We start from the raw sequence: 13,365 nt of genomic DNA, 5'->3' as shown, positions 1-13,365 counted from the left end.
ACCCCACATTAAGGTGAGTATATGCAGCCCGAACCAAAAGTAAACATTTTGATGGTGGACGACGAGCCGAAAAATTTGCTGGCCTTGGAGGCGATACTGGACAGCCTACGTCAGAATCTGGTAAAGGCTAATTCGGGTGCGGAAGCTTTAAGATGTCTTTTGAATCAAGATTTTGCCTTAATTTTGCTCGACGTCCAGATGCCAGAAATGAATGGTTTTGAGACGGCAAAGTTAATTCGAGAACGAGAGCGATCGCGCTATATCCCGATCATTTTCCTGACAGGGTTCAGCGGAAGTGACAATATGGTGTTCAAAGGTTATTCTCTTGGAGCGGTGGACTACTTGCTCAAGCCGATTTCGCCAGAAATACTAACATCTAAAGTCACGGTATTTGTCGAGTTGTTTAAGAAAACAGAAGAGGTGAAACGACAAGCGGCACAAATCAAGGTCCAAGAGCTTCAGATGTTATCTCAACAACACGAAAAGCTTGTAGCTTTAGGTAAACTGGCTGCTGGACTTGCCCATGAGCTGAATAATCCAGCAACAGCAGCACGTCGAGCTACAGGACATTTGTGCCATAAAATGGAGGTTCTACAGACTTTCGCGGTTAGATGTATTGAGCAACACCTCACGCCGATTCAACTTGAGCGTATATTGGATCTAAAGCGTGATGCCTTTGAGCACGCTGCTAGGCTCAAGCATTTGGATTCCTTAGCTCTGATTGATTTGGAAGATGAATTAACGGGCTGGCTGCAGTCACATGGCATTACCGATGGGTGGAGACTTGCTCCTACCCTGGTTGCGGGTGGACTTAACACTCTCACGTTAGAAGCAATTAGCTCACAAGTAGCGACCAATACGCTGAAAGATGTACTGACTTGGTTAGAAACAACGCTAACTACTGCAAGTGTGGTAAATGTGCTTGAGCAGAGCACTGATCGCATCTTTGAAATAGTCAAAGCTGTCAAAGCGTACTCGTATATGGATCGGGAACCCCTACAGAATGTAGATTTGCATGAAGGTCTCGACAATACGCTCACTATTTTAGGCTACAAGCTAAAATCGCACAGTATCATAGTGATGCGTGAGTACTTGCAAAACCTTCCACACATTTCAGCCCACGGGAGTGCATTGAATCAGGTATGGACAAATCTGATTGACAACGCCATTGATGCCGTGGGCAGCGGAGGTAAGGTTTGGGTGCGTACATCAAGTGAGAAAAATTACGTTGCAATAGAGATTGCTGATAATGGACCTGGCATTCCCCTTGAGATTCAGTCACGGATCTTTGAGCCGTTTTTTACGACAAAACAGGTTGGTGCAGGGACAGGGTTAGGTCTAGAAATTGCCTATCGGATTGTAGTGGGTCAGCATAACGGAGACATTCGCTGCTTTTCTGAACCAGGCGAGACACGCTTTCAGGTGCGTCTGCCCATCAATCATTCTTGAACAGGAAAAAAGGTTGTCACACAAAAAGTGGAAAACATTTTAAAGAAGGAAGCTACTCAAGAGATTCAAAAACTCGCTTCTTTACGTGGTGGTGATGAAGCCGCTTTGTCCTCTCCCCAAGTGACTATTCGTAAACGGTTGCCGTGGTTGCTAGCAAACATTGGTTTATATATTGGTGCTGCCAGTGCGATCGCACTTTTTCAAAACGTTATTTCACTGGTTCCTGTACTAGCGGTAATTATGCCGATTCTGTCTAATACCAGTGGTAATGTTGCTATCCAGGCTTTCTCAGTGACAGTCCGAGGATTAAGCGTAGGTGAAGTGACACCCCAAGATACTTTGAAAATTCTGCGTAAGGAGATTTTAGCAGGGTTAGGTACAGCTACAGCATTAGGGATATCTTTCAGCATCCTTTGCTTAATTTGGTTTACTCCTAGTGAGCGATGGGTAGGGTTAGTTGCAGCAACAGCAATGGCTATTAATGTGCTAATAGCAGCTATACTAGGAGCATTAGTACCAATAGGATTGAAGCAATTAAACCTTGATCCAGCACTCATTAGTGGAGCGTTATTAACTACAATGCTGGATGCCGTAAGTTTTATAAGCTTCTTATCACTCATTTCAGTTGTATTGGGATAAATATCATTTGAAGGATGGACTGATACCAATTCTCAAAGTTAGAGAATACATCAACTTTTTTAAAGATACTGGAATCGCTTGACTTTTTGGTTGGATTCTTGGGGTTGAACTTAGTTTTCTTATATCTTGCACCTAGTTCAAAAACCAGGTTTTTTGCCAATCATATAACTAAAAAAGCCTTGATTTTTCGTTGAAAAAAGCGATTTTTTTGTATTATTGAAAGTGACAAAAAACATAAATAAATGTTACTAATAGTTTAAAAAAATAATTTTTTAGGCAAAAAAAATTGTAATTTAGAAAAATTTTATGACAAATCCAAGCGCTACAAATCAAACTGTACATAAACCCGTACAAGATGTCTCTTTCAAAGATTGGGTTGGAGTGTCTGCAACACTTTTGGGTGCGTTTATGGCAGTGTTAGATATCCAAATTACTAATGCTTCATTAAACGATATTACGGGTGCTTTGGGTGCAAGTTTAGATGAGGGTGCTTGGATTTCTACTGCTTATTTAGTTGCCGAAATTGTTGTTATTCCCCTCACTGGTTGGTTAGCACAAGTATTCTCTGTACGGCGTTATTTGCTTTACAATGCAGCACTATTTATTTGCTTTTCCGTTGCCTGCGCTTTTGCTACCAACCTACCGATGATGATGCTGTTTCGTGCTGGACAAGGATTTACCGGAGGTGTACTGATTCCGATGGCATTTACTGTCATTTTAATGACTCTACCACCACCAAAACAACCTGTAGGGATGGCTTTGTTTGGACTCTCTGCAACTCTTGCTCCATCACTTGGTCCAACGGTTGGCGGTTGGCTGACAGATAGTTATAGTTGGCAGTATATTTTTTATCTTAATGTGCTACCGGGACTAATGCTGCTGGCAGGGGTTTGGTATGCTTTACCACAGAGATCAATGCAATTAGAGTTACTTAAAAAAGGTGATTGGCTCGGTATTGCAATGATGGCGATTGGGCTTGCTTCTTTAGAATTTTTCTTGGAAGAAGGTAACCGCAAAGATTGGTTAGGTTCGGAAGAAATTCAACATGCGGCGATTCTCGCTGGTATTACACTACCGATTTTTGTCATTATCCAGTTTATCAAGAAGCAACCTTTACTGAATTTGCGGCTGTTGGGAAGACGAAATTTCTTAATTTCTATTTTGACGACAACGGGTTTGGGAATGGGGCTGTATGGTTCCACGTTCATCTTGCCGCTATATTTAGCACAAATCCAAGGCTATAACGCCATGCAAATTGGGGAAACTATTATGTGGGCAGGGATGCCGCAGTTATTTATTACACCGTTTGTCCCCAAGTTAATGAAGCGGTTTGATTTACGGTTGTTGGTAGCGGTAGGATTTACACTGTTTGGGGTAAGTTGTTTTATGAACACCACCATGTCGCAGAACACTGGTTATCTACAACTTATTCCCGCGCAAATAGTACGCGCTTTTGGACAACCATTGGTAATGACTCCCCTTTCGAGTTTTGCAACTGCTGGAATTGAACCTAAACAAATTGGTTCGGCTTCTGCTATCTATAATATGGCACGTAACTTAGGTGGTTCGATTGGGATTGCGACTTTAGGAACTTTACAATCGGTACGCGAACGCTTTCATTCAAATCGTCTGGTTGATGCTATTTCTTTATCGAACCCAATGACACGCGATCGCATTGACCAAATGACTCAGATGTTTCTACAGCATACTAATGATGCAACGCAAGCACAAAATCAAGCCTACGCTTTGATAGATAAAATGGTACGGCGGGAAGCTAATATAATGGCATTTAATGATTGTTTTTTCTTTATGGGTTGCGTATTATTTCTTAGCGCTTTTTTAGTGTTGTTTTTCCAAAAAGTTAAACCAGGTGCAGGAGGTGCTGCTCATTAAGTCGCTTATTCAATCAGAATTAAGAGTCTGTTTTATCCATTATTTGGTAAAAGATTATGATGTTAGTACTTTTGATTTCTACTCTTGGTTTATTAACTCAAATTTTAGTTTTAGTATTTTTCAATTCTCAAACACCTCGGTTTAACCGACCCTGCCCAACTTGTGGCTATCGGATACCACCTTTAGACCATCCACCAGCTTTTTATGATTGTCCAGAATGTCAACGTCTATTTAAATCAATTTAACTAAACTTTTCGCTCCTTGTTGATCATTAGTTCCAAACCTACTGAGGTGATCGATGCAGTCTCCTAAATCTTCTCCTACGCCTGCTGTTACAGCAGTGACACAACAGAACGGTCGTGTAGAACCTAGCAGCAATCCGATACAAGTCGAGCAAGCGGTGGTCATTCCCGAACATCCCCCTGCTGATTCATCACGGCTACCCCCTCCTAAACAATCCTTCCATCTTCCAGTGCGAAAACTTATTTTAATCGGAAGTCTTGGTTTAGGAATTGTTGCCGGTGCCATCTACGGTTATCACTGGTGGCAGTATGCCCAAATCCATCAGGAAACCGATGATGCTTACATCACCGCAGACATTCATCCAGTGAATGCACGTATCGCTGGCACCGTTGTGCAAGTGGCTGTGGATGACAACCAGGTAGTGAAGTCAGGTACCGTATTGGTCAAACTCGATCCCCGCGACTATCAGGTGAACTTAGAGCAAGCCCAAGCCGCTTTGGCAGTGGCGAAAGAACAGTCTAATGTGGCGCAGGCAAACATTCACGTTACTTCCACTAATGCCGCAGGGCAAACTACTCAGGCTCAGGGCAATATCGATGCGGCGAGTGCCAGTATCGCCACCGCTCAAGCTGCTTTGAGCGAAGCCCAGGCAGGAGTTCCAGCAAGCCAATCCCAACTTGCGGCGGTGGAAGCTAATCTGGTCAAAGCCAAGCTTGACTATGATCGCTACAATAAGCTTTCCAAGGAAGGGGCGGTGCCCCGTAACCAATTTGATGCGGCAAAAGCTACCTACGATGCCCTCGTGGCTCAACGCAATGCCGCTCAAGAACAAGTACGACAGGCTCAGGCACGGGTGGCTCAAGCCCAGGAAAATCTCCGGAACGCCAAAGCAAAGCTTGCTTCCACTCGCGGCACTTTGCAGCAGGCAAACGCGACAAAGCAGCAAACTGAAGTCAATCAACGGCAGTATAAAGCGGCGATCGCCGCCATTGATCAAGCCAAATCCCAAGTCGATAACGCGCAACTCCAGTTGTCTTACACTACCATTATGGCACCCACTGCAGGTATTGTCGGCAACAAAACGGTGCAAGCAGGACAACGCGTCCAGCCTGGACAAACGCTAATGTCTGTGGTGTCGCAAAAGCCTTGGATTGTTGCCAATTTCAAAGAAACGCAACTCGGTCGGATGAAGTCAGGCCAGCAGGTTGAAATCAAAATTGATGCCTTCCCAAATCGTCTATTCAAAGGCACAGTCAATAGTTTATCCCCCGCATCGGGCGCAAAATTCGCCCTCTTACCACCCGATAATGCCACCGGAAATTTCACCAAAATTGTGCAGCGCCTGCCGGTCAAAGTTGTATTCGATTCCGATAGCATTCGCGGTTACGAATCGCAGATTGCTCCCGGTATGTCTGTAATTGTGAATGTGGAAACACGTTGAGGAAAGCTTAGAAGTCGGTAAACTCTGAAGAAACACGGGGTGTGGGGGTGTAAGGGGTGTGGAGTGTAGGCGGGTTTCACGAAAATTACTCAAACAGAACTGCCTTTGCGGCGGGCGCGGTTTTATTAGAAAAGGTAGCTGGTTATTTTGTATAAAAGACCGCGTCCCCTGCAACCATGCATTGCGGGTTTTCTATGAATGGATAATATCAAGTTCGGATCATTAGTTATCATTGCAGTCCTCGCGTTACCCCTCCCCAACCCTCCCCTTGGCAAGGGGAGGGTGCGCGACAGCGCGGGTGGGGTGTTTCGGGATTTATAAGTGATTAAGCGAACTTGATATAAGGGGTCCGCCTGCTTGAGCTTTCCTCAATTCAGAGGAAGAGTATTTCTTTCATAGCAGGTTGGGTTCGCTTTGGCTACGCCTCTCGAAGAGAAGCGCCTCGAAAAAAAGAGAATTTTATGCAATGCCCGTATTGAAGTATAAAGGATAAAGCTTTTAACTTTTAAAACAGATGTAGAGATGCAAATATTTGCATCTCTACAAAACCGAGACTTCTGTCTTTTAATGCAAGACTATGAGTAGATTTAACTACGATTTTATCTAGCTTAGTTATTGATTTTGTGGAATTTTGTGAATGTATGCTAAAAGCACTAGACTAGGCAACATTGTCAAACATAAGATTGAGTATTTTGTCCTGTGTTTGATTGGTTGCACCTAGACTTGTAATCAGTTCTGCTACTGTGGAAGTTCTCTGTCCTGCTAAGGTCAATTCGCTATTGTACACAAAAGTGTAAGTACCCCGTTCTGGAAAAGTAGCAAAGTGCTTTATATACTTTTTCTGGTCTTTTACTACAGCAGCATATGCCTGTGAATCAAAGAACTTTTCCATGTCTATCCAATTCTTAAAGGCAATTTCAAACGCTGCTTGATATTGCTTTTCTAATGGTTCGTAATGAGATACTCCGGGGGCTGGTGGGAGGGAATTGTCATGTGCTTCAAGGAGATGCAGTTTAAACTTAAGAACTAAATCGCTTTTTACAAAAAATTGAGCAAATCTATCCACCATGTATTTCCGAAAATCATTTACAGTTATGGTATCTGTTTTTCTGACCATAACGTGGAACTTTCTTACATCCAAATTCCCTATTGGAGCACCATTTTGTATCGTATCAACATACGTTTTAGAATTGCCATTATTCGTTACGTATATAACGGCTTTACTAACAAAGTTTTGCTGGTCAGAATCTAGAATAGCAGCAGCATTAATCCAAGTTTGGCAGTCATCTTCTGATAAAAACGTCAATTCTGCTATTCCATCGAACTGGTCTTCTTCCGGAGTTTCATATTCTATTCCATCAATACTTGGCCAAATACCATCCCTATTATGTGTAACGTGATACTGCCAATATTGGTACTGACCTGGTAACCGTGCACTTACTGGGCCATGAACATTTTTCCAGTAGCTATCGAATGTATGTAAATCTATTTCCTTTCTCTTTTTGATAAGTATGTATAATACTATTTTCACATCTTGATCGCGTGTTGAGTAATCGACCTTTGCCATAGTTCTTCTCCTAATACTATGAAAATTGTTCTGGCTGCAAAGAGTTGCTAAACCGTAGACTCAGCCAAATATCGGATTGATATCCATAAAAATTTGCAGTTGTTGGATTAAGTCACCCTTAAATCGAAAGACATCCATTACGGGAAGTGTCACGGTAGTGCCGTCTTGACGGTAGTAGGTGGCTTCCATATCCAGGAACACCACATCTCCAATCTCCCACTTTTGCTTGATGTCGTGATATATACTCTTTACTTGTTGACAAAAATCAACCAAAGAGTCTCTAATGGCTTTACGTCCAACTAAAGTATCTAAGTTGCCTAACCGGAAGTGTACATCTTCAGTCAAGTATGTAACATATTTGTCAGATGCTTGTATTGGAGCATCAGGTCCAGACTCAAACGCGTCAAACAGGCGCTTAATGATTTCTGTTTTAGCTGATGTTGCTACTAAATTTGACATTGAGTACCTCGTAATTAAGAAGGTAAATTTAGTTTGTCTATTTTAAAACTTTTTAACCAGTGAAGTTCATAATTTTAAGAATAAACTTATGAACGCTGTATAAAATTTTCTTAATTGAATTTAATTGATTGTAAATGAGTAAAAGTTGGAAGCTATATTAAATGATATTTGCAAAAGATTATATTGCCTGAAGAAGCTTAAGTACTAAGCAAGTATTCTCTACTGTTATCAAAAGTTACTACACTAATCTATCAACTGTGAAAACCGCTTTATCAGTGTTCTGAGTAGCTTTGAGATAAATAACTTGCTCAAACCCGCTCAAATACTTGTTTTTAGACGCTTATTATTGGAACTCCAAAATGTTTGTTCATCTACAGTAAAAACCAAATGTATGTTTATGAGTCTCCTACTAGTTTTTACAATTGAGTATTTTTATATACCTAACTGTTACAACCATTATGTAACAGAGGCTAAAGCTAAGTTTCAACGTTAATTTGAAAATTTTGTGGCGAAAGAGTATAACTTTGTTCTTAAGATAATGAAATTCCCTGGTCAAAGTTTTTTAGTATCAGACAAACTAAATTTATCTTCTTAGTCATGAGGTTTACCACAACCTTGGGTAAAAACCTCGGTTTATTAAACTACTCCTCAAGCTAGGACTGGTTTTTTACTCCACTGTGTGGAGCAAATTTTAAGAGGCTACAAGAAATATAACCATGAGGTAAGTTCATGGATTTACATTTACGTGATAAGCGGGCTCTTATCACTGGTAGTAGCAGCGGTATTGGTGCAGCCATCGCGAAGGCTCTCGCACAAGAAGGTGCGATCGTTATCGTACATGGACGAAAGCAAGAGCAGGCAAACCGGATGGCTCAGGAGATTAGTGCGGATGGTAACAAAGCATTTGTTGCTGTCGGAGATATCTCAACCGATGAAGGTGCACGTCAAGTAGTTGATAAAGTGTTGTCATCTCTTGGCGGTGTAGACATTTTGGTCAATAATGCTGGCATATATGAAGACCGTGGCTGGATGGACAGCCCTCCAAACGGATGGGCTGAAATCTATAATGCTAATGTGATTTCTATGGTGCGCATGATTCAGCTTCTCATACCTCATATGAAGCAGCTAGGTTGGGGACGTATCATTCAAATTGCTAGCGGATTAGCGATTCAGCCCTTCGCTGCTCGACCTGACTATCAAGCCACTAAAGCCGCAACTTTGAATATGACTGTAAGCCTAGCAAAGGAGTTGGCGCAAACAGGTATCACAGTCAACACGGTAAGCCCCGGTCTCATTGCAACTGAAGGAGCCAAACGTATTTTCCATCAGATTGCTTTAACTAAAGGATGGGGTACTGAGTGGGCGGAGATTGAAAAGCACTTGGTGCTTGAGGATTGGCCTAACCCAAGCAGTCGTCTTGGGCGTCCTGAAGAAGTAGCAAATATAATTGCGTACTTGGCAAGCCCACTTGCAGATTACATTAACGGCGCGAACATTCGGGTGGACGGCGGGGGTGTAGGAGCAATTAACTAATCTGCTCGCTTACATTTCTGACACAAACTTAAAAGTGACAGTGGTTGTATCCATTAAAGCAGCCAAAAAACTAATAAACTGACATCTTGCACCAATAAAAATTGATGTAATTTTTAAACTCAGTACTAAGCCTGAAGTCTTTGTTTTACCAATAAAAGCCAACAAAACTGATGTAACTTTATTGCATTACTTTTGACTAAGCTCAGGCTTATACGGATAGGTGCAAGATGTGAGTAAAGCTTTAAAAGATATAACCACCGTTTAGCTAACAAGGGATCAATGCACTTCTACACAAGGATACAAATATGACAACTGCTTTAACAGATATCGAAACAAAATTCACCCATCAATATGCTTTTGTCAACGGCATACGTCTGCACTACGTAATAGGCGGTCAAGGAGACCCAGTGATTTTGCTGCATGGTTGGCCCCATACTTGGTGTCAGTGGCATAAAGTTATGCCAGCTCTTGCCGAACACTATACTGTAGTTGCAGTTGATTTGCGGGGCTTTGGTGACTCTTCAAAGCCAGCTACTGGTTACGATAGCCGTACCGAAGCTGAAGATATTTACCAATTAGTTCGCCATCTCGGTTTCGAGCGTGTTTTCTTAGCTGGGTCTGATTGGGGCTCCCCAGTGAACTATGCGTATGCGTCTGCTCATCCAGAGGATGTACGTAGGATTGTGAGCCTTGATGCAACGCTTCCTGGTTTTGGCTGGGAGGATCTAGCCCAGTATTCATCGGAAACCTCGCGCCTAGGTGGCGGAATTTGGCATTTTGCCTTTAATGCGGTGCCTGACCTCCCAGAGACACTGATTGCAGGAAGAGAGCGGGTATTTATTTCCTACTTCTTTAATAAATATTCGTATAACCCGTCTGGAATTTCTGAGGCTGAAATTGACGAGTATGTCCGTTGGTATTCTGCTCCTGGTGCGGTACGCGGTTCTCTTGGACTTTACCGCGCTATCCATGAGTCAGCACGACAAAACAGAGAAAACGCCAAGACGAAACTCAAAATGCCAGTGCTGGTTCTAGGAGCGTCTTACGGTTTAGGCGATCGCCCAATTAAGGCGATGCAGGCAGTCGCTGAGGACGTTCGTGGTACTGTCATTGAAGGCTGCGGACATTTCATTCCCGAGGAGCGTCCAGAGTACCTAATTGAACAAATGCTCCAATTCTTTGGCGAAGATTACAAATCCTAACATTGGGTTTGGAACCGCTGCAAAGAGCATTGACAACTTAGCTTAGAGCAGCGGTTCATACTTTACTTATGCATAAATACTACATTAAGTAGTATTTATGCAATTTACATTCGGAAAAATCTTTGCAGACATTTGCAAACAAAGGAGAACTACATTGGCAGGCAATGATAACTTAGTGGTGACGCCAACAGGTGAAGGTCGTTCTTACTCAGTCGTGGGTGATATATATACCTTTAAGGCAGTAGGTGAAGATACTGGCGGAGCGTACTCAACATTCGAGTTTTTCATTCCACCCCAGAACGGGTCTCCACCCCACATTCATTGGCGGGAAGACGAGACGTTCTATATCCTGGAAGGGGAGTTATTTTTCCAAGTTGGAGACCAAGAGATAGTTTTGTCCGCTGGTAGCTTTGTCCATGCGCCTAAAGGCGTTCCTCATTGCTTTAAAAATATGGGCACGACACCAGCAATAACTTTGACAACAGCTATTCCTGCAGGGCTTGAAAAGTTTTTTGAGGAAGTGGGTTATTTGGTGAAGGACAAGGATACCCCTGTAACTGTCACACCCGAAGACCAAATCAAAAAAATGCTTGAAGTTGGTCCCAAGTACGGAGTCGAAATACTATAGCTATTACCCATGAAAACTCTTAATCAGGAAACGGCACAAGCCAATTATGCATCGCGCGATCGCACTGGGAAAGCCGTCTTTTACGTTCTCTTGTGGAAAAGAAAAGGCATCACCTTAAATATGTTTGATGACTACTGGCGCAATGTACATGGTCCAGTCTGCGCCAGATTACCAGGTCAATATCAATATTGGCAATTCCACGTAGCTCATAATCAAGGCGGTATTTGGCCTACTTTAGATGGCATAGACTATAACTATCTAGAATCAGACCAATTCGATGGCATTGCCGAATTAACCTTTGCTACAGAAAACGACCGTCAAACCTGGTTTAATGCCTCTGGCATTTTAATGGATGACGAATACAACATTTTCAGCAAAGCGATTGGATATAACACTAGTCCTGGTAATTCTCAAACTTATGTGGATGGCATTTCCACAGGCGATCCCAATGGAGAGTTAGGGATTCCGAAATTTCACGTCATGGTCAAAAAAGCAGATGGCGTGAGTGTGGAAGCTTTTCGCAAATACATGAAAGACAGTTTTGCTCCTGCAATTGTCAAAAGTAATTTTGTTCTCAAATTTCGACTACATCTATTTGAAGAAGTAGACAATTCCAGACCAGATGCACCGGGGGTTATTCATGTTGAACCTCCAAAAAATCAGTATCAGGCTGCTTTTGAAATTGCCTTCTCTAATTTCCTGGATATGGCTAACTTCTTTGCTTCTGATGAGTACACCTCAACGTTTAAGTCCCAGCCAAAATACATTAAGCAAATTAACACTTTTCCAGAAAGAGCAGCATACACCTTTGTCTACAACGGTCAGTTGACCATAGCTGGTCAGCGAAGTTGCACAGTTGCCGAATTAATTACAAATATCGGTGCAATCAATCAACTAAAGAAGGACGTAGTTTCTCTTATGAGCAGTCAGTTTTCTCTCTCCAACGGTAAGCAGAATATCAAGCCTGAACAGTCAGTTTCAGACAACAAAGTTTCCAGTCAAACTACAAACCAGAAAAGCAACATGTTAGAAAGACTGCCAGGAACAGCCTCAGAGATTGTAACGCGCTTATTTGCTAGAGGCGAAGCATTTGATTCGGAGGGGTTTATTGAATTCTTTACTGATACACCAGTGTATCAGTTTGGCAACTTTCCACCATGTTTCACTAAAGCTGCCATCAAGCAATCTGTGGATGCTTTTTTCAGTCAGGTTTCTGCACTTTACCACGAAATCAAGATGATGTGGGAAGTTGGTGAGGTCGTATTCGTTGAAATGGATGTGATTTACTGGCGCAAAGATGGCTCCGTAGTTACCCTTCCTTGCTGCGATATCTTCCGACTAGAGGGCGACAAATTCTCAGAGTTGCGGATTTTTATGGATGCGAATCCCGTATCTGACGAAACCATTCCTGTCCCTAGCACGTCTTCTGTATTGACTATAAGCCAAGGACAAAGACTGACTCCACCAGGCATACTCAGGAAGTACTTCAGCGAACACGATGAAGGAAAAAAACGCGTAGCAACGGGATTTGCCCCCAAATGGTCTGATGTATCGTCTAAATGGTCGCTCGCCAAGGTATGATATCGTTTCCCATTGTATCTGAATGATTATAGCGCTTTTCACTTGCATCCAATACAGTTCTTGTGGTCTGGGCTAATGCCCACCCAAAACGGGCGAGACGCCCGTTCCATAAGATAATCAAAACTGTATTGCATCCAAACGAGAACCGCTATAACGCTCTTCCATCACTTTTGTGAGAGGATAATCTAAAATCCTTGCAGCACATCACTTTTACCAAAAACCTTGGTTTCAACTGTTTGGTTAAAAAATAAACTCTCGAACCTTTGCCGGATCTAAAGTTTAAAAATTGGACTTGATTTTTCTTTTACCAAAGTGATGAAAGAGCGATAAAAAACCGCAGAGGCACAGAGTACACAGAGGAGGAGAACACAGGTAGTAAATAATTCCGATGCAAACGGATTTGATATCACATCTTGCACTATTCTCAACAAGACCTAATAGCGAAGCGTGTCCCCAAGGGGCATAAAATCCGGTTTTTGAACGAACAATCAAGAGTTATAGCACCTTTGTGACCTAGTCCTGAATCTGGGAAAACCTCCACTTTTAACTGGCGTCGCCACGCTGCGCTATCAGGCTTCACGATTTGCACGCGTAGCCGGTTTTGGAAGCAGGTGCAAGATATCATCAGTTGAACGCATCTGTCTCTCAACCAATTGAGTTAATTTAGTGAGGCTGAATCATGAAGCTAAAAAATAAAGTTGCCATTGTGACTGGTGGGTCAAAGGGCATT

The 13,365-nt window shown here is 42.5% G+C and carries 10 protein-coding genes and 2 pseudogenes; 10 read left to right on the top strand and 2 right to left on the bottom strand.

Annotated features, from left to right (window positions below; genetic code table 11):
* Positions 1-21: 21 nt before the first annotated feature.
* From AACT52_RS03125 to AACT52_RS03100, 6 genes and pseudogenes are all read left to right on the top strand, one after another.
* Positions 22-477 (top strand): annotated as a pseudogene (locus AACT52_RS03125) (response regulator); the annotation flags it as partial.
* Positions 463-1,449, top strand: coding sequence for an ATP-binding protein (locus AACT52_RS03120; RefSeq protein WP_198940866.1), 987 nt, complete (start codon positions 463-465; stop codon positions 1,447-1,449). The pseudogene AACT52_RS03125 and the gene AACT52_RS03120, both read left to right, overlap by 15 nt.
* A 27-nt stretch (positions 1,450-1,476) precedes the next feature.
* Positions 1,477-2,088, top strand: a pseudogene (locus AACT52_RS03115) (magnesium transporter); the annotation flags it as partial.
* A 306-nt stretch (positions 2,089-2,394) separates the two neighbouring features.
* Positions 2,395-3,981 (top strand): DHA2 family efflux MFS transporter permease subunit, encoded by a 1,587-nt coding sequence (locus tag AACT52_RS03110; RefSeq protein ID WP_073629299.1) that lies wholly within the window; start codon positions 2,395-2,397, stop codon positions 3,979-3,981.
* A gap of 56 nt (positions 3,982-4,037) precedes the next feature.
* Positions 4,038-4,226, top strand: a complete 189-nt coding sequence (locus tag AACT52_RS03105; protein WP_143172733.1) for a hypothetical protein — start codon at positions 4,038-4,040, stop codon at positions 4,224-4,226.
* 53 nt (positions 4,227-4,279) lie between these two features.
* Positions 4,280-5,665, top strand: coding sequence for an HlyD family secretion protein (locus AACT52_RS03100; RefSeq protein WP_073629297.1), 1,386 nt, complete (start codon positions 4,280-4,282; stop codon positions 5,663-5,665).
* Positions 5,666-6,323: 658 nt separating this feature from the next.
* On the opposite strand, the gene AACT52_RS03095 is transcribed toward AACT52_RS03100, so the two are convergent.
* Positions 6,324-7,232, bottom strand: coding sequence for an EthD domain-containing protein (locus AACT52_RS03095; RefSeq protein ID WP_073629295.1), 909 nt, complete (start codon positions 7,230-7,232; stop codon positions 6,324-6,326).
* Positions 7,233-7,292: 60 nt separating this feature from the next.
* Positions 7,293-7,691, bottom strand: a complete 399-nt coding sequence (locus tag AACT52_RS03090) for a nuclear transport factor 2 family protein (protein ID WP_073629293.1) — start codon at positions 7,689-7,691, stop codon at positions 7,293-7,295.
* A 729-nt stretch (positions 7,692-8,420) separates the two neighbouring features.
* Here AACT52_RS03090 and AACT52_RS03085 point away from each other — a divergent pair.
* The 4 genes from AACT52_RS03085 (at position 8,421) to AACT52_RS03070 (ending at position 12,635) form a co-directional block, all read left to right on the top strand.
* On the top strand, positions 8,421-9,224 hold the full coding sequence (locus AACT52_RS03085) for an SDR family NAD(P)-dependent oxidoreductase (RefSeq protein ID WP_073629291.1): 804 nt from the start codon (positions 8,421-8,423) through the stop codon (positions 9,222-9,224).
* A 305-nt stretch (positions 9,225-9,529) separates the two neighbouring features.
* Positions 9,530-10,426, top strand: a complete 897-nt coding sequence (locus AACT52_RS03080) for an alpha/beta fold hydrolase (RefSeq protein ID WP_073629289.1) — start codon at positions 9,530-9,532, stop codon at positions 10,424-10,426.
* A 154-nt stretch (positions 10,427-10,580) separates the two neighbouring features.
* A complete protein-coding gene (locus tag AACT52_RS03075; protein WP_073629287.1) occupies positions 10,581-11,054 on the top strand; it encodes a cupin domain-containing protein in 474 nt (157 codons plus the stop codon).
* 9 nt (positions 11,055-11,063) lie between these two features.
* Entirely contained in the window at positions 11,064-12,635 is a 1,572-nt protein-coding gene (locus AACT52_RS03070; protein ID WP_083630151.1) for an EthD domain-containing protein, read from the top strand.
* Positions 12,636-13,365 lie beyond the last annotated feature (730 nt).

The sequence above is a fragment of the Scytonema sp. HK-05 genome (assembly GCF_963872035.1).
GTDB lineage: Bacteria > Cyanobacteriota > Cyanobacteriia > Cyanobacteriales > Nostocaceae > Kalymmatonema.
This window is presented reverse-complemented; position numbering and strand designations above follow the sequence as displayed.

What these genes read in the sequence shown, in the direction of transcription:
- AACT52_RS03095 (WP_073629295.1), bottom strand. Translation starts at nt 7,232, where the DNA reads ATGGCAAAGGTCGATTACTCAACACGCGATCAAGATGTGAAAATAGTA.
- AACT52_RS03080 (WP_073629289.1), top strand. Translation starts at nt 9,530, where the DNA reads ATGACAACTGCTTTAACAGATATCGAAACAAAATTCACCCATCAATAT.
- AACT52_RS03070 (WP_083630151.1), top strand. Translation starts at nt 11,064, where the DNA reads ATGAAAACTCTTAATCAGGAAACGGCACAAGCCAATTATGCATCGCGC.
- AACT52_RS03100 (WP_073629297.1), top strand. Translation starts at nt 4,280, where the DNA reads ATGCAGTCTCCTAAATCTTCTCCTACGCCTGCTGTTACAGCAGTGACA.
- AACT52_RS03120 (WP_198940866.1), top strand. Translation starts at nt 463, where the DNA reads ATGTTATCTCAACAACACGAAAAGCTTGTAGCTTTAGGTAAACTGGCT.
- AACT52_RS03110 (WP_073629299.1), top strand. Translation starts at nt 2,395, where the DNA reads ATGACAAATCCAAGCGCTACAAATCAAACTGTACATAAACCCGTACAA.
- AACT52_RS03090 (WP_073629293.1), bottom strand. Translation starts at nt 7,691, where the DNA reads ATGTCAAATTTAGTAGCAACATCAGCTAAAACAGAAATCATTAAGCGC.
- AACT52_RS03085 (WP_073629291.1), top strand. Translation starts at nt 8,421, where the DNA reads ATGGATTTACATTTACGTGATAAGCGGGCTCTTATCACTGGTAGTAGC.
- AACT52_RS03105 (WP_143172733.1), top strand. Translation starts at nt 4,038, where the DNA reads ATGATGTTAGTACTTTTGATTTCTACTCTTGGTTTATTAACTCAAATT.